This is a genomic window from Virgibacillus natechei (assembly GCF_026013645.1).
Classification (GTDB): domain Bacteria; phylum Bacillota; class Bacilli; order Bacillales; family Amphibacillaceae; genus Virgibacillus_L; species Virgibacillus_L natechei.
On record NZ_CP110224.1, the window covers coordinates 794,005 to 818,801 of the forward strand.

30 protein-coding genes are annotated in these 24,797 nt (G+C 37.3%); 27 read left to right on the forward strand and 3 right to left on the reverse strand.

The features are described 5' to 3' along the window. The first annotated feature begins 300 nt into the window (after positions 1-300). From OLD84_RS04390 to OLD84_RS04485, 20 genes are all read left to right on the forward strand, one after another. Positions 301-1,728, forward strand: coding sequence for a VWA domain-containing protein (locus OLD84_RS04390; protein WP_209464479.1), 1,428 nt, complete (start codon positions 301-303; stop codon positions 1,726-1,728). A gap of 53 nt (positions 1,729-1,781) precedes the next feature. Continuing rightward, positions 1,782-2,186, forward strand: coding sequence for a hypothetical protein (locus tag OLD84_RS04395; RefSeq protein ID WP_209464480.1), 405 nt, complete (start codon positions 1,782-1,784; stop codon positions 2,184-2,186). A gap of 21 nt (positions 2,187-2,207) precedes the next feature. Next, a complete protein-coding gene (locus tag OLD84_RS04400) occupies positions 2,208-3,275 on the forward strand; it encodes a hypothetical protein (RefSeq protein WP_209464481.1) in 1,068 nt (355 codons plus the stop codon). Positions 3,276-3,517: 242 nt separating this feature from the next. Next, the gene (locus tag OLD84_RS04405; RefSeq protein ID WP_209464482.1) at positions 3,518-4,342 is read left to right on the forward strand and encodes a hypothetical protein; all 825 of its coding nucleotides are present in this window, start codon (positions 3,518-3,520) and stop codon (positions 4,340-4,342) included. Between the two features lie 11 nt (positions 4,343-4,353). Then, a complete protein-coding gene (locus tag OLD84_RS04410; RefSeq protein ID WP_264917283.1) occupies positions 4,354-4,575 on the forward strand; it encodes a hypothetical protein in 222 nt (73 codons plus the stop codon). An 84-nt stretch (positions 4,576-4,659) separates the two neighbouring features. After that, on the forward strand, positions 4,660-5,073 hold the full coding sequence (locus OLD84_RS04415; protein WP_245301678.1) for a YciC family protein: 414 nt from the start codon (positions 4,660-4,662) through the stop codon (positions 5,071-5,073). A gap of 58 nt (positions 5,074-5,131) precedes the next feature. Further along, entirely contained in the window at positions 5,132-5,632 is a 501-nt protein-coding gene (locus OLD84_RS04420; protein WP_209464483.1) for a hypothetical protein, read from the forward strand. A gap of 27 nt (positions 5,633-5,659) precedes the next feature. Then, entirely contained in the window at positions 5,660-6,319 is a 660-nt protein-coding gene (locus OLD84_RS04425; RefSeq protein WP_209464484.1) for a hypothetical protein, read from the forward strand. Beyond that, on the forward strand, positions 6,313-6,648 hold the full coding sequence (locus OLD84_RS04430; protein ID WP_209464485.1) for a hypothetical protein: 336 nt from the start codon (positions 6,313-6,315) through the stop codon (positions 6,646-6,648). Before OLD84_RS04425 ends, OLD84_RS04430 begins: the two co-directional genes overlap by 7 nt. Before the next feature lie 100 nt (positions 6,649-6,748). Next, positions 6,749-6,970: a hypothetical protein gene (locus OLD84_RS04435; RefSeq protein ID WP_209464486.1), complete on the forward strand. Its 222-nt coding sequence runs from the start codon at positions 6,749-6,751 to the stop codon at positions 6,968-6,970. A 74-nt stretch (positions 6,971-7,044) separates the two neighbouring features. Then, on the forward strand, positions 7,045-7,872 hold the full coding sequence (locus OLD84_RS04440) for a hypothetical protein (RefSeq protein WP_209464487.1): 828 nt from the start codon (positions 7,045-7,047) through the stop codon (positions 7,870-7,872). Positions 7,873-7,885: 13 nt separating this feature from the next. Next, entirely contained in the window at positions 7,886-8,071 is a 186-nt protein-coding gene (locus OLD84_RS04445; RefSeq protein WP_245301679.1) for a hypothetical protein, read from the forward strand. Between the two features lie 73 nt (positions 8,072-8,144). Next, positions 8,145-8,612 carry a hypothetical protein gene (locus tag OLD84_RS04450; protein ID WP_245301680.1) on the forward strand — a complete coding sequence of 156 codons (468 nt, stop codon included), beginning with the start codon at positions 8,145-8,147 and terminating at the stop codon, positions 8,610-8,612. Positions 8,613-8,636: 24 nt separating this feature from the next. Then, a complete protein-coding gene (locus OLD84_RS04455; protein ID WP_209464488.1) occupies positions 8,637-8,951 on the forward strand; it encodes a TadE/TadG family type IV pilus assembly protein in 315 nt (104 codons plus the stop codon). A gap of 82 nt (positions 8,952-9,033) precedes the next feature. Continuing rightward, on the forward strand, positions 9,034-9,711 hold the full coding sequence (locus OLD84_RS04460) for a Tad domain-containing protein (RefSeq protein WP_209464489.1): 678 nt from the start codon (positions 9,034-9,036) through the stop codon (positions 9,709-9,711). Positions 9,712-9,729: 18 nt separating this feature from the next. Continuing rightward, positions 9,730-9,939, forward strand: a complete 210-nt coding sequence (locus OLD84_RS04465; protein ID WP_209464490.1) for a hypothetical protein — start codon at positions 9,730-9,732, stop codon at positions 9,937-9,939. 581 nt (positions 9,940-10,520) lie between these two features. Continuing rightward, entirely contained in the window at positions 10,521-11,390 is an 870-nt protein-coding gene (locus OLD84_RS04470) for a DUF6612 family protein (protein ID WP_209464491.1), read from the forward strand. Between the two features lie 304 nt (positions 11,391-11,694). Next, positions 11,695-11,937, forward strand: a complete 243-nt coding sequence (locus OLD84_RS04475; protein WP_209464492.1) for a glutaredoxin family protein — start codon at positions 11,695-11,697, stop codon at positions 11,935-11,937. Positions 11,938-12,035: 98 nt separating this feature from the next. Continuing rightward, the gene (locus OLD84_RS04480) at positions 12,036-12,452 is read left to right on the forward strand and encodes a YppG family protein (protein WP_209464493.1); all 417 of its coding nucleotides are present in this window, start codon (positions 12,036-12,038) and stop codon (positions 12,450-12,452) included. Positions 12,453-12,620: 168 nt separating this feature from the next. Continuing rightward, the gene (locus tag OLD84_RS04485; protein WP_209464494.1) at positions 12,621-13,340 is read left to right on the forward strand and encodes an alpha/beta hydrolase; all 720 of its coding nucleotides are present in this window, start codon (positions 12,621-12,623) and stop codon (positions 13,338-13,340) included. 38 nt (positions 13,341-13,378) lie between these two features. Here the strand turns inward: OLD84_RS04485 and OLD84_RS04490 are convergent, their stop codons facing one another. Then, on the reverse strand, positions 13,379-14,233 hold the full coding sequence (locus OLD84_RS04490; protein ID WP_209464495.1) for a DegV family protein: 855 nt from the start codon (positions 14,231-14,233) through the stop codon (positions 13,379-13,381). 145 nt (positions 14,234-14,378) lie between these two features. Next, positions 14,379-15,293 (reverse strand): DMT family transporter, encoded by a 915-nt coding sequence (locus OLD84_RS04495; protein ID WP_209464496.1) that lies wholly within the window; start codon positions 15,291-15,293, stop codon positions 14,379-14,381. Between the two features lie 430 nt (positions 15,294-15,723). On the opposite strand from OLD84_RS04495, the gene OLD84_RS04500 reads away from it, so the two are divergent. The 4 genes from OLD84_RS04500 (at position 15,724) to OLD84_RS04515 (ending at position 22,004) form a co-directional block, all read left to right on the forward strand. Beyond that, entirely contained in the window at positions 15,724-17,199 is a 1,476-nt protein-coding gene (locus tag OLD84_RS04500) for a degradosome RNA helicase CshA (RefSeq protein WP_264917284.1), read from the forward strand. A gap of 352 nt (positions 17,200-17,551) precedes the next feature. After that, the gene (locus OLD84_RS04505; protein WP_209464497.1) at positions 17,552-18,031 is read left to right on the forward strand and encodes a PH domain-containing protein; all 480 of its coding nucleotides are present in this window, start codon (positions 17,552-17,554) and stop codon (positions 18,029-18,031) included. Beyond that, positions 18,021-19,454 (forward strand): PH domain-containing protein, encoded by a 1,434-nt coding sequence (locus OLD84_RS04510; RefSeq protein WP_245301681.1) that lies wholly within the window; start codon positions 18,021-18,023, stop codon positions 19,452-19,454. The genes OLD84_RS04505 and OLD84_RS04510 overlap by 11 nt, the downstream gene beginning before the upstream one ends. Before the next feature lie 270 nt (positions 19,455-19,724). Next, positions 19,725-22,004 (forward strand): ATP-binding cassette domain-containing protein, encoded by a 2,280-nt coding sequence (locus tag OLD84_RS04515; RefSeq protein WP_209464498.1) that lies wholly within the window; start codon positions 19,725-19,727, stop codon positions 22,002-22,004. A gap of 146 nt (positions 22,005-22,150) precedes the next feature. Here the strand turns inward: OLD84_RS04515 and OLD84_RS04520 are convergent, their stop codons facing one another. After that, positions 22,151-22,927 carry a rhomboid family intramembrane serine protease gene (locus OLD84_RS04520; protein WP_209464499.1) on the reverse strand — a complete coding sequence of 259 codons (777 nt, stop codon included), beginning with the start codon at positions 22,925-22,927 and terminating at the stop codon, positions 22,151-22,153. 166 nt (positions 22,928-23,093) lie between these two features. On the opposite strand from OLD84_RS04520, the gene acpS reads away from it, so the two are divergent. The 3 genes from acpS to OLD84_RS04535 are packed head-to-tail and all read left to right on the forward strand — an operon-like array spanning position 23,094 to position 24,731. Further along, positions 23,094-23,453, forward strand: coding sequence for a holo-ACP synthase (acpS, locus tag OLD84_RS04525; RefSeq protein ID WP_209464500.1), 360 nt, complete (start codon positions 23,094-23,096; stop codon positions 23,451-23,453). Between the two features lie 58 nt (positions 23,454-23,511). After that, entirely contained in the window at positions 23,512-24,150 is a 639-nt protein-coding gene (locus OLD84_RS04530; RefSeq protein ID WP_264917285.1) for an NAD(P)H-hydrate epimerase, read from the forward strand. Positions 24,151-24,206: 56 nt separating this feature from the next. After that, positions 24,207-24,731, forward strand: a complete 525-nt coding sequence (locus OLD84_RS04535) for an ADP-dependent NAD(P)H-hydrate dehydratase (RefSeq protein WP_264917286.1) — start codon at positions 24,207-24,209, stop codon at positions 24,729-24,731. Positions 24,732-24,797 lie beyond the last annotated feature (66 nt).

Here is a 24,797-nt window from a genome sequence, read left to right on the forward strand (position 1 = left end):
TTTGGAGAAATAATGCTATTAAAGGAATAAAACTTGTATAGAGTTTTATAGTTTCATCGCTTCACTATCGAGATTTCTTTTTATTATAATATTTTTTGATACAGGAGAAATACGGCTTTTGGCTATAGGTTGTCTGTTTGTGGGGGTTATCTTTATGATGATATCAATTAGATAAAAAATACTAAAAAACAGGAACGATTATGGTTGTATTTGAGAACTTTATCGAATATTGCAGGAGAATAATTAGTCTTAATAGAATACAGAAGAAAAAATAAACAAATATTGTTAGGAGAATTCTTAGTGCGATACATAAAGGTTTTAAGCATGATCTTCGTTACAGTTTTCCTATTACTTGGTTGTACAGATGAGAGTGCAACTGAAGATAATAGTGAAGCGAAATCTGAAAATGAAACAGCAGAAAATGAGGGTGCTTCCAGTGAAAATGTAAAGTCAGATGAAGATGAGAGAGATCAGGAGCAAGAAAGTCAGGGAAATACGGAATTAGAATTTCTAGATGATATACCAAGTGTGCCAGAGGATGCAGGAGGATTAATCAATCAAAAACAAGGTGAATATGCTGATATAGACGTTAGAGATGACAGTGTTGCGGAAGATGTATTAGAAGATATACGAAAATTGTCAGCTCTACCGGAAACTGCCAGTGAAGAGGAACTTAATAAATACTTTAACTATCTATATTCATTAGTTGCAGTGGATTTTCCTGATCCTCAGGATACAGTAAATAAATGGGAATTCGGCTCATTTGGTGACCCGGATTTACCTGATTCCCGTTACCACTTTAAAGAAAACTTTAATGTTGAAGTCATACTGGATGCCAGCGGAAGTATGGCAAATTATGCAGGTGATCAAACAAGAATGCAACTTGCAAAGGAATCAATTAATAGCTTTTTGGACAACTTGCCTGAAGAAGCAAATGTATCTCTTCGCATATATGGACATAAAGGTACAAGTGAGAATAGTGATAAGGAATTATCTTGTGGTTCCATTGAACAAATTTATGGTTTCGATTCTTATGATGAATCAAGTTTCACTGATGCTTTAAACAAATTTGAACCAAGTGGCTGGACACCATTAGCAGATGCATTAAAGCAATCTGAAGAAGCACTAAAAGACTTTGATACCGAAAACAATACAAATCTAATTTACGTTGTCAGTGATGGTATTGAAACTTGTGATGGTGACCCCGTGCAGGTTGCTGAGTCATTATCTAGCTCAAATGCGCAACCAATTATTAATATTATTGGGTTTCAAGCAGATGCAGATGCACAGGAACAACTCCAAGATATGGCAGACGTAGCTGATGGGATATATGCTATGGTAAATAATCAGGAGGAGCTTGAAGAAGAGTTTGATCGTGCAGAGGAAGTGTTGGAAGCATGGGAAGAGTGGAAGGAAGATGCTTTAAAAGATGTTGATTCAGCAAGAGTGGATAATCATTTTGATATTATGGAGGTTACTAACAGCTGGTTTAAATCAGAGCTTCACTTGAAAAATAATTTGACCAGGTTAATAAGAATTTTTGAAGATGAAGGCATTGTTAACGGAGACCAAGCCGATGAGTTTAGAAGTAAAAGAGATGACGTTGAAAATCTCATAGACAATACAGAAGCTGAAATTGAAGAAAACTTGAAAGATATTAGTACGGAAACTTTAGAAGAAATGAAGAATACCATTAATGAAAGGTATGATCAACAAACAGAGGAATAACAGGTGGGGCTTTACAATAGTACTTGTTCAACGGGGTGATGAGGATTGGAAGATTGATTAAAAGGATATTTGTTTCCCTTGCCATTGTTTTCTTAACGTTTTTCCCCGTCATTGAGCCTGTAGCTCACGCGGTAGAATCATGGACAGGTAACTCCTGGGAAGGTGAGTCATGGGAGGGCACCCCATGGACAGGAGACTCCTGGGATGGTTCTAGCCTCCAATGGGAAGGGAATCCGTGGACCGGAGATTCCTGGGAAGGAAATGATTGGGAAGGACAGGGCACGGAAGGATCCACTTGGAACGGCAACGAATGGAGTAGTGTTCCATGGTATTTAGATGGATGGTCACAAGATGGGTTTTATGGTGACTCATGGACTGGGGATGGCACCTCAGGAAATGAATGGTCACAACCAGGTTTTCAAGGTAATCCATACACTGGAGATGCGTGGTCACAGTAGGGCTATTCTGGGAATCCATGGATGCAGCCGGGATATGAAGGCAGTCCTTATGCTGGGGATGCTTGGAATCAGCCAGGATTTCAAGGCAGTAATTCCTATGTGGGAAACCCTTGGAACTATTCAGGATTTGCAGGTGATCCTTATTCCGGCAATCCGTATGGAGAGAACCCTTGGAACGGATCTGGGTTTGCAGGCGATCCGTATTTAGGTAATCCATACTTAGGAGACCCATTATACGGAAGCCCATATTCTGGAAACACATCTGATGGTAACTTGAATGGTTTAAATGACTATACACCACCAGAACGGTTTTATGATACGGAATATTTTAAAGCAACAGACTTTGCTGTTAATACAATGGTAAATGGAACAGTAAACCTATTAGATGGTGGTATAGACGACGGTTTCCAAACTGGAATGCATGCAACTGATCTAATCCTTGGTAGTGCTAAGCTGCATGTAGGTGATCATGCTGCATTTGACGCTTATGATGTTGGTTCAAAATCTTATGAAGCTTATAATGATTATAAAGCTCTCGAGGATTTGCGGAGAAATACAGATTATTTAGATACAACTATTCAAGGAACACACAGTGCTAATCAGGTTTCGAATGCATCAAAGCTAAGACAATACGGATCATTATTCGCTGATTCAGCAAAACAAATAGGTACAAACATGAAATTCTCCAATGTCTCGAACACTTGGAATAATATGAGTGCTTTAACCAAGTTTAATGGTGTGACATCAGCTTTGAACGCTGGCGTATCGGCTTATCAGAAAGGTGCAAGTATATCCGATTTCTCTCAAACATTACAGAGCGACGCTTCCGGAGCAGAGAAAACTGCAGCTGGTGCTGAGATTGGAGTTAACCTTGGTGAAACAGTCATGAGTGCCGGTGGTGTTGCAGCCACAATCCCTGGGGGTCAGGCTGTTGGTCTTGGATTGGCAGCAGCAGGGGCTGGTCTATTCGCAGTATCAAAGACAACTCAATTAATTGCAAACAATACCGACAAAATTAAGGCAGGTTGGAACAAAACCAAAGACGTTGCGAAAAAAGGATGGGATACTGTAACAGGGTGGTTTTCTTAGATATATTGTATAATTTTTATTGCATTAGTTAGGTCGAGGGATTACAAACAGAATGGAGTATTGGTCACTCTGTTCTGTCCCCTCAAAGTTGTTAAGTTACTGTGTCATAATATACATAATATTTGATAGGTAATCGGTTAAAATATGTATAATTTTTAATTTAAAAAGAAAAAAGATATAAAAGATATAAAAGATTTTAGTTTTTCGATGCTAATACTTATTAAAGTAAGGGGATGGCTTTGATGCAAATCGACAACGAGAAGCTACTGAAGCTGGGAAAAAAATATCAAAAATGGCTTGAGGCTACATCAGTAAATCTTGATGCCTATAAGATAAATGGTAATGCTTATTACCTGGCAAATTATACAAGCAAATTCAGTACTAAGATAAAAGCATATGCAGTAATATCTCCTGATTCAAATGATAAGGAAGAAGCAATGCAAGCTATTTCTCCACATTTTTATTTCTCAATCAGTAGTAATAATATTTTAGATAGTACTGCAAAAAGAGCGAAACGCGACTTTTCCGTTTTGGAAAAAATTAGAGATTATTTAAAAATCATTGTCGAATCCGAAGTGTTGGATCCTAAAAAAGAGATTATCTATCAGCGTTCGTTAAATATTTTGCAATCCATGACAGATTTACAGTATGAGATGATACAGCTATGGGAGGGTTCACAATCTCTGGAAAACACTGTGGTAGAAAGAGGTGTCTTTACAGATACAGATATTGAAAAAGTAATGCACTATGTCATACTTACCGATCTTATTCAGTATAAACAGTTTAAAGATCGATATGATAACTGTAAGGATTTCGATGTTATTTATGAAAACAGGAATAATCCAGAAATTAAACCATATGAAAAATACTTGGATAGTAAGATATTAAAAGGGATGACTAGTGAAGCAGCGGAAGATCAGTTAAAAGGTTCACTTGATAGATTGACTCAAAATCAGTATCTCGGCAATATGAGCGAGTCTGAAATATATGATAAATGGATGAAATCATACAAGGAAGGCTTAGATACGCGAGTTCAAAAAGAGATAAAGATGTTGCGCTATCCATAAAGGAGATACTAATGACTAATCCATTACGTTACACTTGGCAATTATATACAGGGAAATTTGAAAAAGTATTTGTTTTGATGTTGACAACAACATTACCCTTACTTATGCTTCACTCTTTTACTACCAATTACATATATACCATTACACCTAGTTTGGATCCTGTCTATTCTTTTGCGGATATATATTATGCTTTGCTGACAATTTTGTTTTATCTATTTGCACAAATTCCCTAAATTCGGTTTGTATATAATGAATACAAAGGTAGCGAACATAGTTTAAGGAACGCTGTTTTTCATTTTCTGGCTAATGGTTTTACCGTGTTTTTATTTGCTGTTATTGTTTCAATTTTATCGGCCATTGGTTTTATGTTTTTTGCCATTCCAGGGCTACTATTGCTGGCTCTCGTTTTCCCTATTCCTTATATCAGCATTTTTGATGAGAAATCAGTATGGAAAGCGTTTAAAGAAGGTATACGTATCGGAAAAAAACAATTTTTAAAAATTTTCCTGATTATTGTAATCACAGGAACGGTTGAAGGTATTATAGGTTTGTTTGTAGTAGCACAGGTTTTTACTATTACGGATTCCTTCGCAGCACAAATCCTTACGCAAATGACCTTGAATCTATTAATCTTTCCATTTGTTATTATGTATATCACATCAAGTGTCCTAAAATGGCGGGAAGAATTAGATGTATTGGAGATTAACGAAAAAGAAGAAGCAACTTCATGATAAAGTATATTTCAGAATGTGGAATGTTATAGAAATAAAAAAAGGGAGTTTTTAAAAAATGAGGAAATTATTTTTAGTGGCAATTTTATGTATTTCATTAGGGCTTGTTGCGTGCAGTTCCCCTGAAGCAGATGAATTAGTTGAGTATCATAACAGTTATGTGGAAACGGTTAATCCAAAAGCGAATCAGATGGATGCAGAGTTGGAAAAACTTTCAATGATAGCAGATCCTGAAGAGGCATTCGAATTTCAAAATGAAAATATTATTCCAATTGCAGAGGAAATAATAGAATATATTGAATCAAATGAACCTGAAACCGATGTGGTGAAGGAATTACATGATTTAAGATTAGAACAAATGAATGGCTGGATCGAGGGGTTTGAACTTAGAAATGGGGCAATGGAGAAAGCTGCAGAAATGGCGGATGAACAAGAAATAAACGAACTTGTCCAACAATCGGATGAAAAATTTATGGAAACAGCGGAAAAGGCACAAATAGCTGACGAGAGGTTAGTAGAAATGGCTGAGGAACACAATGTGGAGCTGGAGGAAGAATAAGGCCAATATCAGATGAGGATTGGAAGATTGATTAAAAGGATATTTGCTTCCCTAGCCATTGTATTCTTAACGTTCTTTCCTGTAATTGAGCCTGTTCCTCACGCGGTAGAATCATGGACAGGTAATTCCTGGGAAGGTGAGTCATGGGAGGGCAATTCATGGACAGGAGACTCCTGGGATGGTTCTAGTCTCCAATGGGAAGGGAATCCGTGGACCGGAGATTCCTGGGAAGGACAGGGCACGGAAGGATCAACTTGGAATGGCAACGAATGGAGTAGTGTTCCATGGTATTTAGATGGATGGTCACAAGATGGGTTTCATGGTGACTCATGGACTGGGGATGGCACCTCAGGAAATGAATGGACACAACCAGGTTTTCGAGGTAATCCATACACTGGTGATGCATGGTCGCAATCTGGGTATGAGGGTAGTCCTTACCTAGGAACTCCATGGCTTTTGAATGGTTATCAAGCGAATGGCACTCTAGGAACTGGGGATACTGATCAGCCTGGAACAGGAACTCCATATTATGAAACCGATGGCTATAATGTTACTGAATATATTATGGAGTCTATCATTGGCGGTCAAGCAAATATGATTGCTGGTGGAATTGAATATCAACGTAATTTAGATGCTGGAAGAACGGGTAACTGGGATTTTGGCGGAAGAATGTATGGAGATTGTTAGTTAATGGTCTTAAGCTGGGTGGTGTTGATAACTTTGCTACTGATAGTTATGAGGCTGGTACGAATGTATATGATGGAATTCAAGGTTATAGAGATTTCCAGGAAGCAAGAAATTTAGCTGGCGGTGCAGATGATTTAACTGAAGCTGGAAGTTCCCTTAATACATCAGAAAATGGATCTGATGTAAACAGGAATAGTTCAAGATCAAATCTGCAAAGAGCTATGGACAGAATACCTAGCCCTCCAGAACCGGTTGAAAAAGCTTTATCAAAGCTTAGTTTACCAGCTGCTGCTTTAGGAACATTATACATCAGGAGCGCAAACATTTGACAGTATTAGTAATGCCTCGGATGTTTTAAGCAGTAATGCATCGGGCGCGGAAAAAACTGCAGCTGTTGCAGAGGTAGGAGAAAACGCTGGGGATACTTTAATGAATGCAGGGGCGATAACTGCTGCCGTCCCTGTACCGGGAGCACGAGCAGCAGCTGGAATTATGGTCGCAGGTGGTGCTGGACTCTGGGCAGTCTCAAAAGGGACGAAATGGGCTGCGAATAATTGGAATTCTATTAAATCAAAAACTAAATCAGCAGTTAACAAAGGAAAAGATATTGCTAAAAAAGGCTGGGATACTGTAACAGGGTGGTTCTCATAATAGAAACGAGTTTTTAACTCGTTTCTATTAAATAAATATTTTCATAATAAATATTTTTTTAAGGGGTATTCTTCGTGGATATTAATAATGATGAATTAAACAAATTAGCAAAGGGACATAAAAAGATATTTGAAAAGTTTACAATAAATTATGGAACATACAAAATTAATAATAATGACTATTATTTAGTTGTTTATAAAAGAAAGAAAATAAAAGGGCTTGCGATTATCTCGTCACAATCAACAAAGGATATAAATGAATGTCTAGAAGCGTTAACATGGTTAACTAGATACAACCAAGTCCGAAATTTAGCCTTTATTCATGTAGACTTTAGAGCTAATATAAATTTTGATTCCTTTTATACCATTAAAAACTTCTTGGAAAAAGTGCTTCAAAATGTTTCTTTGTCTGCAGATGAGAAAAGAATATTTGAAGAAAGTGACTTGGCATTACAAACGATTATTAATTTACAACATCAGCTTATATCAGACTATGATAAGTTTCTTGAAAAAGAAAAGAAAGTGGAACGTGGTGAAATCGAAGTAGTAACGAAGGAACATATTAATGATGTTTTACATTTTATTAATACATTTGATTTTATTCAATATAAGCAGTTGACAGAACAATATAACACTATTTCAGCCTTTAAAAGGATTTTCAAAATGGTAAAAGATAATCCTGAAATAAAAGTACTCTCGGACTCAGCTGTTAATACGTATCTTCAAGAATTTGTTAGTAGTAAGGCCAATCTACAAAAAAATTTAAAGAAAGTAACTCATGTCCCAGACCTGGAACAGCTGTCAAAAGAAGAACACATAGAAGTTGCTAGAAAAACTACCTTACAAAGTATCGATAATGTTATTGCAAGACAGAAAAAAATGCTACGCCACCCAAAAATATAATTAGGAGTATATCATGGAAAAACCACTACACTTCGCTTGGGAGTTATACACACGTGAATTTGAAAAGATTTTGCTGCTAATGTTGTTTACAACGTTGCCATTATTAATTTTTCATAATTTCGCAACAAACTATATTTACGTTATAACGCCAAGCTATTCACCGATCTATTCATTTGCGGACATCTATTATGGGCTTTAACTGTTTTATTATTTATATACGCACAAGTACCTTATATTCGATTTGTGTATAATGAACACTGGGGATATGATCATTGTCTACGAAATGCTTTTTACCATTTTATTGCCAATGGTTTCACGGTTTTTATATTTGCTTGTATTCTTTCTATCCTTACAACGATTGGTTTTATGTTATTTATTCTCCTGGCTTTATATTGTTGGCGCTAGTGTTTCCTATACCATATCTTAGTATTTTTGATGAAAAATCTGTTTGGAAATCTTTTAAGGAAGGCCTGCGTATCGGCAAGAAAAAGTTTTGGAAGATCGCATTAATTCTTGTAATTACCGGTAGTATAGAGTTTTTGTTTGGTATCTTTGTTACCATTCAGTTATTTGACATCACATCATCCTATGCAGCACAGATAATCACACAAATGGCTTTGAATCTATTAATATTTCCTTTTATTATTATACTCTTATCCTCTTACATGATTAAATGGAGAGAGTCATTAGAAGTGTTAGAGATTGAAGATAAAGAAGACAGTGTTCATTATTCAAATTAGAAATTATGGTAAACAATCGGGAGCGTGCGATGCAATGAAAAATGGAAAGGCAGATTTAAAAATGAAGAAGGTTCGGCAACAATTGAATTCTTAGGCATAGTCCCCTTAGCATTAATCCTATTGATGATATTGATCCAATTTATTGTGGGGATAAACGGCGTGCTGGTCACACAATCAGCTGCAAATGAATACGCCAATGTATATTCGATAACGAAAAATCCTGGTGAAGCACAACAAGCTGCGAATAAAATCCTGTCTTCAACCGGGGATTACCTGCAAATGGATGAAATTAGCACCCCTGCAGCAGTGCTAAGGAATTTGAAACCACGGTTAGCGTAAATCTTAATCTGATATTTCTTCCTGATTCTATCTCAGCGCCTTCTATTCCCTATTCGGCAACAGCTTACGGCAGGGTGATTGAATGATAAAAAAGTTAAAGGCACAGTTTAATAATGAAGAGGGGAATATCATTCTATTCGTTCTCGGAATGCTAAGCATTATCATGATACTCTTTGTATTTGTTCTAAACATGGGAATGGGATTAGCTGTAAAGGAACAATCCGGGACTACAGCAAATCAGGCAAGCATGGCAGCCAGCAGTGTATTGTATGAAGAAGTGCGACAGGTTATTTTCGAATATGAAAATGATACGCTTGAAGGTGCACTGCAAGCTTTTTTTGAAGATATTGAGGAAAAAGTGGACGATAAGGCCAGCGATCTATCCGGAAGTTTTACATATAGCGATTGGTCCACAAATGAAATCGAATTGGAAGCATTCGATATTGTCTTGAAAGAGGAACTTGATACGCCTGTTATAAGAGAGAAACTGAATGAATTGTTAGCTGACGAAGATATTGAATCACAAGTCATAGATAAAGCAAAGCAGACCATTGTCCAAAATGGAGGTCAGTTAGATGGAGCCGAGTTGCAGATAGAAAGCAATAGAATTCATGTAAGAGCGGCTAATGAGTTCGAGTCCACCTCCTATGACGGCATCATGGCTGGAATAAGAGAAAATGTCTTTCAAGAATCAGCAGGTCCAAAAATAGATTTTCTAGAAGATGTATGGAATACGAGCAATACAATTCAACTAAATTAAATGTGCAGGAGGAATTATATGTTCAAATCAGAAAAGAAATTGAGAAAAATATACTTAGCCCTTATGATTTTTATCTACGGTATTTTTACACCCATTACGGTATACGAATGGCTTTTCACGGATGGTGGATTTCCGTTAACAGCTGTAATTGTAGGGGTTGCACTGCCATTTATGAGAAAGAACCATTTGAATCAGGTCAGAGAAAAGGAAGGTAAAGAGCCTGTTTAGGTGGATTAAGCCTAAGCTGTCTGTTGTTAGATGCTTCAATGGAGGGGAATTCACCGGATAAATTAAAAATTGGTTATACAACGAATAGGGTAGTGTAAAAAAACAAGAGCAAGCTTGCTCTTGTTTTCCTATCGTTTGTTAGATACAGTTTAATTTCCTAACTGTTTCAGTTTGTTTAATAGAAGTCCTGTAATCTCAGCAACTTCATTTAAGGGCATACCTTTAGAAAGAAGGTTGAGTGCAATTCTTAATTGAGCTTTCAATTTCCCTTCTTCTATTCCCTTTTTTTTCCACTTCTTATCCCATTCAAATTCTCGGTACATACACGTCAGATATCTATTTAAATGCTGGCTTCTTTATAATTTATCCTTTTAATTTAGTGAGGCTTATTTCTATTTTTATGTTTTTACCATCAATGGAAAATAATTCACCTCAGATAATTGTGTTAATTAACCATAATAAATCAAATCTTAAGAATTCTGGTTGTAATAAACGCAAGAATAAATTAGGATATAATATGGAACCTTTTATTTATTATTCAATATAAAGGTGTAATGAATTTTTAGAGAGGTGGATACAACTTGAAGAAATGGATGTTAACAATTGTGGCTGGGGTTATGGTGCTTGTTCTTGCTGCATGTAATGACACTGCTGAACCGACAGCAGAAATAGCCGAAACCGAGGAAGAAGAAAGCGAACTAACCGCTCGTGATGTATATTCGAAGGCATTGGAGTCCTCCGAAGAAATGGAAAGTGCAGAGGTTACGATGAATATGAAGCAACAGATTGAATCTGAGGCTGATTCAACAGCACTCGATATGGAAAGCAACTTCGATATGCAAATGACTATGGATCCGCTTGCCGTTTATCAGAAAGGAAGTACCAAAATGATGATAGATGGAGAAGCAGGTATGCCGGAAATGGAAATAGAAATGTACATGATAGATGATGGAATATACTTATACAGTGATCAGCTGGGGAACTGGGTGAAGATGGACAATGCTTCGATGGATGCAGTGAATGCAATGGCTGGTGAGCAACCGGATCCATCAGAACAGCTGAAAATGCTGGAAGAATATATGGATGATCTGTCTTTCGAACAGTCAGATAATGAGTTCATTTTGAAATTAAATGCAGATGGGGAAAAATTCAATGATCTAGTTCAAGATATGATGGAGGATTCTCTGCCGCCAGAAATGATGGATGCAATGGGGGAAGAGGATCAGGAAATTATGGAAAACTTGACAATGAACAGTGTGAGCTATGAAATTTTCATCGATAAAGAATCATTTGATATGAACGCATTTAATATGGATATGGATATGACAATGGAAGCAGAAGGAGAAGCACTTCATATTGTCCAGAACATGGAATCCGATTATTCGAATATCAATAATGTTGATCTGATTGAAGTGCCTGAAGATGTGAAAGATAGCGCAGTTGAAGAGTAATGGAATAATGTCTCCTAACTAATTGGTCCATTGCTGTTAGCAGCTTTAAAAATTAAATGGTATTTTATAATAAGAAGGCTTCCTGTTCAGGTTATGGGAAGTCTTCTTTTGTTCACTGGTTAAAATTACCACGTCCTATAAAAAGCCGCCTTCGTTTTGTTTCAGAATAACAATAGGCTCGAGTCAATAATTTCAGCAGTTCTTTTCTTTACGTAGGTCAGAAATTATTTTGGTTTAACCCTCCTCCCCTTGTGGGTATAACAGTTGAGATAGTGATAGTCAATTAATTCAAGGAGGTCTACGGATGACGGAAAAAAGTGTAATTATTTATATCAGTGAGAACAGTAAACAATGCAAAAATTTATTAAATCAAATGGAGGAATGGAATGTTTCCTACGAAACAAGAAACATAACTCGTAATGATGAGTATAAGAAAGAACTACAGGATATGGATTTATATGGAACGCCGGCGACATTTATCAATAACGATCCAAACGCAATTCTTGGATTTCAAAAAAATAAGATTAAGGCTTCATTGAAACTTTAAGGTAGGAACCCTAAAAGGTGGTTAAAATTGATACACAACTTTTAAACAATATGCATAGTTATAATATAGTTAAAAAGCACAAAGAGGTGTATGCATGTATGTATAATAGTCCTTATTATCATTATCAACCTGTTCGTCGGGATTATCCGTATTACGTAAATTATAGTAATCCTACTCCTAATCCTTCGCAGCAATTACACGAACATCCTTTTCATTCTTCTAATGGGCAAGCACTTTATCAAACACCTTATGAACAATTTGCAAAACCAAAACAACCCAGTTTTTCACCTAATCATATACCAATAAATCCAACTCCATATCAACCTCTGAACCCGTCACATTCAAATCCCACTACTACGGAAGAGCAAACGGATCCTAATATGTATGCTCAAGATACAAAAGAACAAGTGGACTTTGATAAAATGTTAACGACAGTAGGGCAGTTAGCCAATACCTATCATCAAGTTTCTCCGATTGTGAAGCAATTTGGTACGATCATAAAAGGGTTCAGATAAGGAATGAACAAAAAGCTGATGGTTGGAAACTATCTCCCATCAGCTTTAGCGTTTGGTGAAATACAAAAAACAGTAATACTGGAAAAACAATATACTGGTGTTGAGTAATAGTTTGTAGAGATAATGGGTAAAAGATAGGTAGGGTATTTAAAAAAGAGGAGAATGATTATGGTTGGCTGTTTAATTATCCACGGATTTACAGGAGGACCATATGAAGTAGACCCATTAGCGGACTATCTTAAAAAAAATACGGACTGGCATATTGAAGTTCCAACATTACCAGGACATGGAAGAAACCTTGATCTAAAAGATGTTTCTTATAAAAAATGGATACGAGCAGCAGAAGATTCGCTAAAGAAGTTAAAAAGTAAATATGACAAAATTAATATTATTGGATTTTCAATGGGTGGTATGATTGCCTCCTATTTAGCATCCAAATATAAAGTAGAAAATCTTGTTTTGTTAGCTCCCTCTGGTAAATTTCTGTCCATTAGACAACTGAGCCTTGATATAGCATCAGTAGCCGCAGACGGAATGCGGGGCAATTTGAAGAAAAACAAATTATACGTACACTATAAAAAGAAAATGGGGACGATACCTTTTAAAGCAAATATCGAATTTATTAAGTTAATCAAATTCACTCGCAAATATTTAAAAAAAGTAACATCACCTGTATTAATCGCTCAAGGCCAGCAGGACGGAATGGTGCCGTATAAAACAGCATATTATTTGGATAAGGAACTTAAGTCCAAACAGAAAGAAGTCGTGTTTTTTGAGAGGTCCAGGCACCTTATTTGTTTAGGCGATGATAAGGATTTGCTTAACAAAATGGTCTACGAATTTCTAATGGAGCCCAAAAGTGAAAAGCCAGAAAAACCATCACAATAATTGTGAAAATGTTTTTCTGGTTTTTTATATAAGAAATCCTAATCTTTGAAGAAAGAAATGACTAAGGCACCGTCACCGCCATAATTTGAGATTAATGGTCCCGTTTCGCTCAGGTATTTATCTTTAAATGGATAGTTATTGCTAATGTCTGCTAGAACACTTTTTGCTCGATCCTCTGCATTACAATGTGTCATGGTAATTACTTTATCTTCAACATTTTTCGTGTATTCACCAATTTGTTGAACAAAACGTCCTATTGATTTTTTATCCCCTCGAACCTTTTCCGTAACCTCAATCATACCTTCTTCGCTTGCTCTCATTAAAAGTTTGATGTTGAGTGTTTTGGCAATTGTACCTTTTACTTTGTCCAAACGACCACCTAAAATTAAATTTTCAAGTGTCTTTAAAACAAATAATGTTGTTGTTTGTTCCACTCGATGTTGCATGTGTTCGACGAGCTCTTCAAATGGATGATCTTCATTTATTTTCTTACTTACTTCATGCATTAAAAGTCCAATTCCACATGAGGCTGTCTTGGTGTTAATCACTTCGATTCTTCGGTTGGGCTCCTCTTCAAGTAACATATTTTTCCCGATACTAGCATTATCATAGGTACTGCTAATTTCTTTCGATATGCTTAACATGAGAATTGGAGTTCTAGGATCGATCTGCTTGTACGCATTATAGAAATCATGCGGACTAGGAGCAGCTGAACGTGGTAGCTGATTGGTTTCTTTTATTTTTTTATAGTAACTTTGTAAATCCATCGTCTCGCCAGTTTTGAATTCTTCATCATCAAAATGCAAATAGAGTGGAACAACGCTAATATTCAATACGTCCTGTAAACGATCGGGAATATCTGCGCCACCATCTGTCATTAGTTGAATATCCATGACATCACCCGCTTCATAAGTTTAGTGTTGTTTCTATTATATCAGTTACCAAATACTTTTGTATAAAGTAAACTTCATTTCGTGAGCTTTCGGGCGCATAGGACGTGTCGTATTCAGTCGAGTTGCCCGTTAACTCCGATAAATTTTACGTTTTGCTTCCCTTCTTTGAGATGGTAACTTTCTTTTTGCGTGACGTGCTTACAATGAATAAAAGTAAACCAAAAATAACGATGGTTCCACCTAGTAATTGCGGCCATGTGACAACTTCTCCTAAAACGAAGTATGCAAGTATGCTAGCACCTACAGGCTCTAGGACAATTCCCATTGAAATAGTGGATGTACTCAGCCACTTCAGCGCCCAATTAAATAGCGTATGACCAAAAAATGTAGGGAAGATTGCTAAGGCTAGAAATATCCACCAATGATCTGAAGGGTAACCAAAGAACGGATTTTGAAGAACCAGGTTATAGATGATTAATGTGACAGTACTAGCACTGTAGACAATAAACGTATAGGTCACCAGCGATAAATTTCTTCGCACACGCTGTCCAGACAAAAAATATATCGTAATCATGATTGCACCTAATAATGCAAGCATATTCCCAAATAAAGCTGTACCACTTATTTGCAAATCACCCCAATTGATTATGAAACTGCCCATTAAAGCGATAATCATGCTGATAACAGCCCCTGCTGAGAAACGTTCCTTGAAAAAGAAATACGTTCCCAAGAAAGCAAATATTGGCTGCAACGTGACTAATACCACTGAACTTGCGACAGAGGTATAATTCAATGATTCAAACCAGAGAATAAAATGAAGAGCTAAAAAAAATCCAGCAAGGGTAGAGAGAAGCCAATCTCTCTTGCTGATTAACCGAAATTCATTTCGATATTTAAGCAACACTAGCGGTAACATGATGATTACAGCGAATAATAAGCGATATGTAGCTATTATTCCTGCAGGCGCTTGATCGGCTAATTTAACTAATACTGCTGAAGCAGAGACAGTGATCACACCAATAACAACCGCTATATATGGATTAAACGGAGGACGACGCATGTAAATTCTCCTTTTTATGCTTGAAAATTGGAAGGTGTTTGATGAATCGGCTTCTTTCCGATTACGATCATTAATCCGACTTCACATCTAACCTCTAGAAAGACGCTAGTTATTGTATAGCATTACTTATTTTATCACTGTACAAACAAAAAATCACTTCGCAGTTAGTATCAAAGGGAGATTTGTGATATAATACAAAATGTATGAGTTTTCGAGTGAGGCCTCTTACCAAAAATTGGTGATGCCTTTTTTGTACTTTAAAAATGAAAGTAAATATATGAGATGCGTTCATTCTTAATTTCCCGAGACATAAAAAATGTTTTAAACGACTGAATACGGGAATAATATTTAATGTAACTAAAGTATGAGAAAAATATCTAGGGCCTCTTCTACGAATAAATTTTTATTAACAGAAGGAGTAGACGTATAGGTGACAACATTTAAAGAACTAGGTGTATCAACCCCCATTATGAAAGCATTGGAGAAAATGGGATTTGAAGAATCAACACCAATCCAAGCAGAGACAATACCCTTAGCAATGCAAGGGAATGACGTTATTGGACAAGCTCAAACAGGTACAGGTAAAACGGCAGCCTTTGGTATTCCGATGATCGAAAAAATCGATCCAAAAGAAAGGAAGATACAAGGGTTAATTGTAGCTCCAACACGTGAGCTCGCCGTTCAAGTAGCTGAAGAAATTAACCGATTGGCGAAATTTAAAGGTGTTCGCGCATTATCCATTTATGGTGGTCAACACATGGAAAGACAAATACGTGCGTTGAAGGACGGTCCACATATTGTCGTTGCGACTCCAGGGAGATTGCTTGATCATATGCGCAGGAAAACCATTCGTATAAATATGGTACAAACGGCAGTATTAGATGAAGCGGATGAAATGCTGAACATGGGTTTCATTGACGATATTCGTGATATTCTGAAAGGAATCCCAGAAGAAAGGCAAACGTTATTATTCTCAGCTACCATGCCAAAAGAAATTCGTGACATTGCAACGAACTTAATGAAAAGCCCGAAAGAAATCAAAGTTAAAGCAAAAGAAATGACAGTAGAAAATATTGATCAGTATTTTATCGAGATCCCTGAAAAATTCAAATTCGATACATTAAATAATCATCTAGATATTAATGCGCCAGAACTAGCAATTATATTTAGTAGAACGAAAAAACGTGTGGATGAAATAACGGAAGGTTTGCAGGCAAGAGGATTCCGTGCTGAAGGAACGCATGGTGATCTGACGCAAGGCAAGCGAACGTCTGTATTAAGTAAATTTAAGTCTGGCCGAATTGATGTATTAGTCGCAACGGATGTTGCAGCACGCGGTTTAGATATTTCTGGTGTAACGCATGTGTATAACTTTGATATTCCGCAGGATCCTGAAAGTTATGTACACAGAATTGGACGTACTGGCCGAGCTGGTAAAACAGGGGAAGCCATTTCCTTCATTACGCCAAGAGAAATAGGACATTTGAAATCGATTGAAAAAGTTACGAAAAGTAAGATGAAACGCCTGATGCCACCAACGAACCAAGATGCACAAAGAGGGCAGCAACAAGTAACAGTCGATAAACTAACAAAAACAATCGAACAAAAGGATCTACAAGCGTATCATGAAACAGCAAATGGATTATTACAGGAAAATGATTCTATAACGGTTATTGCAGCTGCATTGAAATTACTTACAAAAGAACGTAGAGATACACCAGTAAGAATTTCTTCTGTTGCTCCTATCAGTGTGAAAGGACCGAACCGTTCTAAAGATAATAATCGCCGTCCGAACAATAAGCGACATTATTCAGGACAAAGAGGTCAAGGCGGCCGTAATCAAGGTGGACGTAACCAAGGCGGAAGAAACCGTAAAGGGAATTACCAAAAACGCAGAAACGATTAATAAATAGAACAAAAAGCTCTTGTATTCTAAAGAGCTTTTTTTGTTCGCAGTTAAGTATAAAAAATTTCTTACTGCATAAGTGCAACTAAGGTTGTCACCTAAAGGCTTGGTGACAACCAAGTTTTCTAAGGGTTTTGTTCGTAAATAAAGGAAGTATATAATCTTATATATGGGTAGAAGATTTAGATAGAAAAATCGGCTTTTTTGCCGAATCCCATCAATCCGACCCCTGACTTCTAAACCTCTCCAAAGACGAGACGGCGACCGCGTTTTCCTTATGTCTTTCTCTTCTTGAAATTAATCTGTATAATAATTCGTAAGTGTGATGAATCTAGCATAGGGAGGGGACGTAATGAGGAAACCACCAGTAAACAGGATTGCTCGTGATGCAGTAAAAGCGTGGCAAATAACAGCAGCGATATACGTAGGTGTTCTATGGTTAGCAACCATCGGAGGTGCAATTATTTCTTATATTAATGATTTAACCTACTGGTATGTAGCGATTGCCGCGATAATTAGTGTTCTAAGTACATACTTGATTGTTTTTCTATTTCCTAAAATCCGTTGGAGAAGATGGCGTTACGAGGTTTTTGAACAGGAAATATATATACAACATGGTATTCTAATTGTTTCGCGGACATTGGTACCAATGATTCGGGTACAGCATGTAGATACAAAGCAAGGGCCTATTTTGAAGAAGTTCCGGCTAGCTAGTGTAACGATTTCAACTGCGGCAACCATCCATGAGATCCCGGCTTTATTGGAAGAAGATGCGTCAGAACTAAGGGATAGTATTTCTGCATTGGCAAGGGTGAATGAAGATGATGTCTAAGCAGCAACGGCTGCATCCGGCAGCGATATTATTTAATTTTTTTAAAGTAATACGAGAATCTCTATTTATAATTATATTAGGATTTATAACATTCAGGGACAATAACTCGACCTATTTTATTCTCGGTATTTCAATCTTAATCATTCTATTAGCTGCCTATAGTGTAGCTTCTTGGTATCGTTATACGTATCGAGTGGAAGAAGAAGAGCTTCGTGTTGAGTACGGTATCGTGATACGAAAGAAAAGGTATATTTCCATTAATCGAATCCAATCGATTGACTTAACTGCTGGTGTTATTCACCGTATTTTTAAGCTAGTAAAAGTACAAATTGAAACGGCAGGTAGTGGCACTGGAGCAGAAGCTGCATTGAAAGCTGTTAAGCTAAGTGAAGGTGAACGCTTGCGAAGTGAATTAAAAAACAGAAATAAGCAAAAAGAAGTGGAAGTGGAGGAAGAAGAGAGTGAAACGCCAGCTTATCCATTTTACAAGATTTCATTTAAGCGATTATTTTTAGCAGGATCGACTTCGAGCAGTATTGGTATAATGTTGGCATTTTTATTAATAGGGGTTTCAGAACTTGAGCAATTTATCCCCGATCGCTTCTATAACAATGCGATGACGTGGGTTATTGGGTTAAGCATTATTATCATCGCGGGTTTGGCGCTGCTTGTGTTATTCATCCTTTGGGTTTTAGGTATAGCAGGAACCATGATCAAATATGGAAATTTTACTATTACCAAAAATAACGAAGAATTGTTTATCACGAGGGGATTATTAGAGAAAAAGCAATTAACGATACCACTAAATAGAATTCAAGCCGTAGGTATTCAAGAAAGCATCATTCGGCAACCATTGGGATATGTAACGGTGTTTGCGGAGATAGCTGGTGGTTCTTTGGATAAGGGCGAGGATTTTTCGACTGTTTTATTTCCAATCATGAGGGCAGAGGAAGTAGAGGGGTTTCTGCAGGAATTACTGCCCAGTTATGCGAAACAACCAGATGAATTCACGCGATTGCCTAAACGTGCACGAAAGTTTTATCTATTCCGTACGGTCATTCCAATGGTTTTAATTGGTGCAGTAATTGCATACTTTTTCCCTCAATTTAGCTGGATACCAATCATCTTACTAATTGGTAGCTTATATTTAGGGTTACTACGCTACTGGGCAGGTGGATATTATTTGGAAGATAATCATTTAATCATACGCTACCGCGGGTTTAGTAAAATGACAATGGTTATCTATCATAATCGAATTCAATCATTCGAGACAACACAGCACAAGATCCAAAAATTTCAGAAGCTGGCTACCATGAAACTTTCTATTATTGGTAAACTAGGTGCAGGAAGACACTATACGATAAAGGATCTAGATGAAGTCGATGCAGATAAGCTAATGAATTGGTATTCCTACCAAGATTAAAACACGAAGCCACCTATCGGCTTCGTGTTTATTTTTGGCAAATAGGAAGTGTGTATCCCTTCAAAAGGCTTGCATCCAAAGTATAACTGATTTTGAACAAAGGCTATGTCCTTTGTTCACGGGCGGGTGCAATAGTTGAAACAAAATGAGATATAATTAGTTACTTAAAAGTTTTACAGGAAGAAATTTAAGGTGATATTAATATGAGTTGGAATAAACAGTTGTAAAAGCCACCTTGAATGTGAAAAATAAAACAGAAAGGATGATAAAGTGTCAGAAATAAAAGATGAAATCATTTTAAGAGGGCTTAAAGAAAATAATTTGAAAAATGTAGACTTAAACATATCAAAAGAAAAAATTAACGTATTTACTGGTCTTTCAGGTTCAGGGAAAAGCTCCGTTGTTTTTGATACAATAGCAACAGAAAGCAGAAGGCAAATGACGTTGAACTACCCCCACTATGTCAGGTATCAAATGCCGAGGTATGAAAGACCCCACGCCGATTTGATGCAAAACTTGAGCCCAGTTGTCGTAGTCGAGCAAAGACCTGCAGGAGGCAATTCCCGCTCAACAGTAGGCACCTATATGGATATCAATCCATTAATTAGACTTTTGTTCTCGAGAATCGGGAAGCCGTCCATCGGTTTAGCCAGCGATTTTTCGAATCAAAGTTCTTTTGGTAGATGTCCGGAATGTAGTGGATTTGGGAAGGTAATTGCGCCAGATGCAAATAAGCTGATCGATTACAATAAGTCACTTCGAGATTATGCGGTGCAATTTAAGCCATTATCACCTTCAGGTTGGCAAGGCAGATGGATGATGACCGGTGGATTATTCGATCCGGATCAACCGATCAAGGATTACTTGGAAGAAGACCTCCACCTGCTATTATATGGTCCCGGAGAAGGTGAAAAAATCTATGCGCCATTTCATACAAAAAACGGACCACAAGATCATGAGTGGGACGGGTTATTGCCTAGATTTACGCGTCTATATATTAACAGAGATGTTTCAAAGCTGAAAGGAGTAACCCAGGATGACGTCTTAGCAATCTCCACTAAATACTTATGCCCGACCTGCCAGGGTTCAGGCCTAAATCCAAAGGTATTAGAATGCAGAATAAATGGCTTGAATATCGCTGAATACGATCAATTAGAGATTACAGAACTGCTGGAAGCACTAAAGAAAATAACAGATCCGATGGGAGAAGCAATCGCAATTCAGGCAATCCCACATGTAAAACAACTTGTTGAAATGGGACTGGGGTATTTGAGTTTATCAAGAAAAATGGGCACCTTGTCCGGTGGGGAAGCGCAAAGGGTGAAAATCGCTCGTCATTTAGGGAGCAGCTTGAACAATATTACATACATTTTCGATGAACCGAGTGCAGGACTTCATCCGGAAGAAGTGGAAATGTTGATACAGATGATGAAAAATCTAAAAGCCCAGCATAATACCGTAATCGTAATCGAACACGATCTATCCGTAATAAAAGCAGCAGATGAAATAATAGAGATGGGACCAGGAGCTGGTGTGCATGGCGGAGAAGTTGTCTATCAAGGACAATTAGAAAGACTAAAAAACTCTAAAGCAGCAACAACCCTAAACCACAAGTTAAAAATCAACAAAAGTCCAAGGAATATAGAAAGTTATTTTACGATAAAAAAAGCAAGTAACAATAACTTAAAAAATATAAGCGTAACTATTCCTAAAAATGTTTTAGCCTCTATATGTGGAGTATCTGGTTCAGGTAAAAGTTCCTTCATGATGGAAGCATTCACTAAAAAGTATCCAGAAACTATCATGGTAGGGCAAGGCAGTATAGGAATCTCTAACCGTTCGACACTAGCTACATATATGGGAATCATGGATGATATTCGCTCCATATTTTCAGCAAGCACAGGACAACGAGCAGGTTTGTTTAGCTTCAATTCCTTAGGGGCATGTCCTACCTGCAAAGGAAAAGGAGTTATAAAACCAGACGTAGCATTTGCAGATCCAGTGACGATTCCCTGCGAAGCATGTGGCGGTACGAGATACTCAGACGAAGCACTTTCATATCGATATCAAGATAAAAATATAGTAGAGATTTTAGATTTAACGATCGACGAGGCGATGAACTATTTTAAAAAGCCCAAGATCATAAAAAGAGTGGATACGCTAAAGGAGGTAGGATTAGGGTATCTAACCTTAGGACAGACGACAAGTTCTCTGAGCGGAGGAGAAATCCAACGTCTGAAACTTGCAAGCCACTTACAAAAAGAAGGGCAAATCTATTTATTAGACGAGCCATCTTTAGGCCTGCACACACAAGATAATGGAAAACTGTTGGACGTATTTCAACATCTGGTAAACAAAGGTAATTCTGTTATCATCATCGAACACAATCTGGACTTTATAGCGGTGAGCGACTGGGTAATAGAATTAGGTCCAGGAGGAGGAAAACAAGGCGGAAATATTATATTTGAAGGTACACCAGAAGAGATGTTAACCGCAGAAACATTGACAGCAAAATGGTTAAAGGATGGAGTTACAGAACAATTCACCTAAATAAAGTTCTTGGATACGTCCTAGAACAATATCTAAAAATAATAAAAAGCAAGGCTTAGAGAAAATCTCCTCTAAGCCTTTTTTAAAAGAATTATAGTGTGAATTACGATGCGAAAAACCCTGTGATTTTCTGTAATACTTACAGGCTAAAATAGGTTAAGTCTACTTAGTACCCCAATTAAGACAAGCCCACCTATTACAATCCATACTATGTTTTTCTTCATCTTTTGTGGGATTCTTTTTTTCTTCCATCTCTGCGGATCAAATTGGACAGCGTCATCATCTTTATAACGTCGTTTCTGGTTTCGCCAAGGAGAGAAAGGTTGAGCATTCGTTAATACGAGTTGAGCAATCGCGAAACCACCAATAAAGCCAAAAATATGAGCATAAATATTTATGTTGGGACGAACAAATGTCATGATTAACCCTACAATAAATATAACCATGACAATTTGCCTGCTCCCTGGATCGATTAAGTGCTGGCGAAATGCTATCATGAATACATACATACCAAATAGTCCGTAAACGGCGCCAGAAGCCCCAAGATGTAGATTCCAAATCTCAGATGCTCCAAGAATATAGGTGCCGAGGTTACCTGCTACACCAGCTCCGATATAGGCGACTATAAATTTAAATTTACCAAGCATTTGTTCTAAGGCTGGGCCAAATAAAACAAGAGCAAAAGAATTAAATAACACATGCATGAGCCCGGCATGTAGAAAAATGGGAGTAAATAGGCGCCAGTATTGACCATCTTCAATATAATAATTGCTGCCAACTCCCAATTGGTAAATCCATGAACCAATAGGAAGCTGAAGAAAATCAATAATAAGCCATAATACTAAATTAATAATGACTAACCCAGCGACAATCGGATAGAACTGGATAAATTCTTTCACACTTCTTTCTGTTCGAATAAACATGCGTATCCCCCTGGGAAATAATTTTTATTTTCGGGTAAACTTGTGTACTATTATTTTACTAAATAGCTTTTGGGTACATAACCATTTTTATCGTACTAAAATATGAAATTTAAATACAGCGAAATGTTCTTTAAAAAAGTTAATTAAACAGAAGGGTAAGAATAGGATGATAAAAGGTATTGGGATTGATTTAATTGAGTTAGACCGTATTCAGAAAAGTATGGAGAAAAACAATCGATTTGTTGATCGAATTCTAACACAAAATGAAAAAAATGTATTCGACGAGCTTAAAAGTAACAAAAGAAAAGTGGAGTTTCTTGCAGGAAGATATGCTTCGAAGGAAGCATTTGCGAAGGCAACCGGTACGGGAATTGGACGTTTAAGCTTTCACGATATGGAACTGACAGTGAATGAAAAGGGTGCACCTTCTATAAAGGCGGCTGGTTATGAGGAACATATTATATTTGTATCTATAACGCACAGTAGGGATTACGCAGCAGCTCAGGTAGTTATAGAAGTTATATGACGCGTGCATATTTACCAAGGTTGTCTCATATATTTTAGTGCGGGTAGGAGGGAACAAAGTGTATATTGTCACCGCAAAAGAAATGTACGATATTGACCATTACACGATGCAGGAAATTGGGATTGATGGGAAGCTTTTAATGGAGAATGCTGGAAGAGCCATTTGTGGGAAAATGAAAGCAATCATAAGAAAAGAAAACAGAATTATCGTGTTTGCTGGTTCTGGTAATAATGGTGGAGATGGCTTCGTTATCGCGAGAACGCTTTTAAATGAGATGTACGATGTTCAGGTAGTACAAGTCGTTCCAAATGCAAAAATTAAAGGTGATGCGCTTTATCATAAACAATTATTTTTAAAATGTGGGGGCACGGTAATAATTGTGGAGCAGGAGCCCGATGTAAACGATCTTGTAGTAGGTTCCGATGTAATCATTGATGCCATGATAGGGATAGGTATAAAAGGACAGTTAAGAGAGCCGTTAAGACGAATTGTTGATCTATTAAATAAAACGGCAGCCTATACGATTTCAATAGATATTCCGTCAGGTCTCCCTGCAGATGAAGGTATGCATGACTTTACAGCCGTACAAGCTGATTATACGTTTATGGTTGGATTACTGAAAATGAGTGCGTTCCTGAACATACGGCATCCTTTTATGGAGAATGGGAGAAGGTTTCCATTGGTTTTCCTGAAGTAGCTTCACGGAAATATGCTACTAGGCATTTATGGGGGCAGGATGCATTTCAACAAAGCATGCCTGGGCGAAAGCAGAATGCTCATAAAGGAGATCATGGAAGAGGCTTGGTTATTGGTGGGAGTACGGTAATGCCTGGTTCCATTTCAATGACTGTAAATGCAGCTTTAAAAGCTGAGGCAGGTTTAATTACAGCAGGTACTTCTGAAAAGGTTATTCAAATGATTGCTTCTAAAAGTGTTGAAGCTACGTACTTGGCACTTCCTGAGACAAATGGTTATCTAACGAACGAAACTCGTATTCCAGTTGAAGGCTATGATGCTATTGCACTAGGAATTGGTATGGGACGAAATAAAGAAACAGGTGCTATTGTCCATGCTATTCTTGATCAGTCAACATGTCCTGTTATTATTGATGCGGATGGGTTACACCTTATGAAGCCAGTTCTTTCAATGTTAAAAAGTAGATCCCACCCTGTCATCATGACACCACACCCGGGTGAAATGGCGATGCTGCTTGATATTTCTGTTAGTGAGCTTTTATCGAAAGCCTTTCACTATTCATTGGCAGGTAAGAAAGTATAAACACTTTCTTACTGCATAAGTGCAACTAAGCTGTCACCTAAAGGCTTGGTGACAACCAAGTTTTCT

Coding starts and splice junctions, on each gene's coding strand:
- OLD84_RS04400 (WP_209464481.1), top strand. CDS start 2,208: ATGCAGCCGGGATATGAAGGCAGTCCTTATGCTGGGGATGCTTGGAAT.
- OLD84_RS04405 (WP_209464482.1), top strand. CDS start 3,518: ATGCAAATCGACAACGAGAAGCTACTGAAGCTGGGAAAAAAATATCAA.
- OLD84_RS04410 (WP_264917283.1), top strand. CDS start 4,354: ATGACTAATCCATTACGTTACACTTGGCAATTATATACAGGGAAATTT.
- OLD84_RS04420 (WP_209464483.1), top strand. CDS start 5,132: ATGAGGAAATTATTTTTAGTGGCAATTTTATGTATTTCATTAGGGCTT.
- OLD84_RS04435 (WP_209464486.1), top strand. CDS start 6,749: ATGAATGCAGGGGCGATAACTGCTGCCGTCCCTGTACCGGGAGCACGA.
- OLD84_RS04445 (WP_245301679.1), top strand. CDS start 7,886: ATGGAAAAACCACTACACTTCGCTTGGGAGTTATACACACGTGAATTT.
- OLD84_RS04460 (WP_209464489.1), top strand. CDS start 9,034: ATGATAAAAAAGTTAAAGGCACAGTTTAATAATGAAGAGGGGAATATC.
- OLD84_RS04465 (WP_209464490.1), top strand. CDS start 9,730: ATGTTCAAATCAGAAAAGAAATTGAGAAAAATATACTTAGCCCTTATG.
- OLD84_RS04475 (WP_209464492.1), top strand. CDS start 11,695: ATGACGGAAAAAAGTGTAATTATTTATATCAGTGAGAACAGTAAACAA.
- OLD84_RS04480 (WP_209464493.1), top strand. CDS start 12,036: ATGTATAATAGTCCTTATTATCATTATCAACCTGTTCGTCGGGATTAT.
- OLD84_RS04485 (WP_209464494.1), top strand. CDS start 12,621: ATGGTTGGCTGTTTAATTATCCACGGATTTACAGGAGGACCATATGAA.
- OLD84_RS04490 (WP_209464495.1), bottom strand. CDS start 14,233: ATGGATATTCAACTAATGACAGATGGTGGCGCAGATATTCCCGATCGT.
- OLD84_RS04495 (WP_209464496.1), bottom strand. CDS start 15,293: ATGCGTCGTCCTCCGTTTAATCCATATATAGCGGTTGTTATTGGTGTG.
- OLD84_RS04505 (WP_209464497.1), top strand. CDS start 17,552: ATGAGGAAACCACCAGTAAACAGGATTGCTCGTGATGCAGTAAAAGCG.
- OLD84_RS04510 (WP_245301681.1), top strand. CDS start 18,021: ATGATGTCTAAGCAGCAACGGCTGCATCCGGCAGCGATATTATTTAAT.
- OLD84_RS04520 (WP_209464499.1), bottom strand. CDS start 22,927: ATGTTTATTCGAACAGAAAGAAGTGTGAAAGAATTTATCCAGTTCTAT.
- acpS (WP_209464500.1), top strand. CDS start 23,094: ATGATAAAAGGTATTGGGATTGATTTAATTGAGTTAGACCGTATTCAG.
- OLD84_RS04535 (WP_264917286.1), top strand. CDS start 24,207: ATGCCTGGGCGAAAGCAGAATGCTCATAAAGGAGATCATGGAAGAGGC.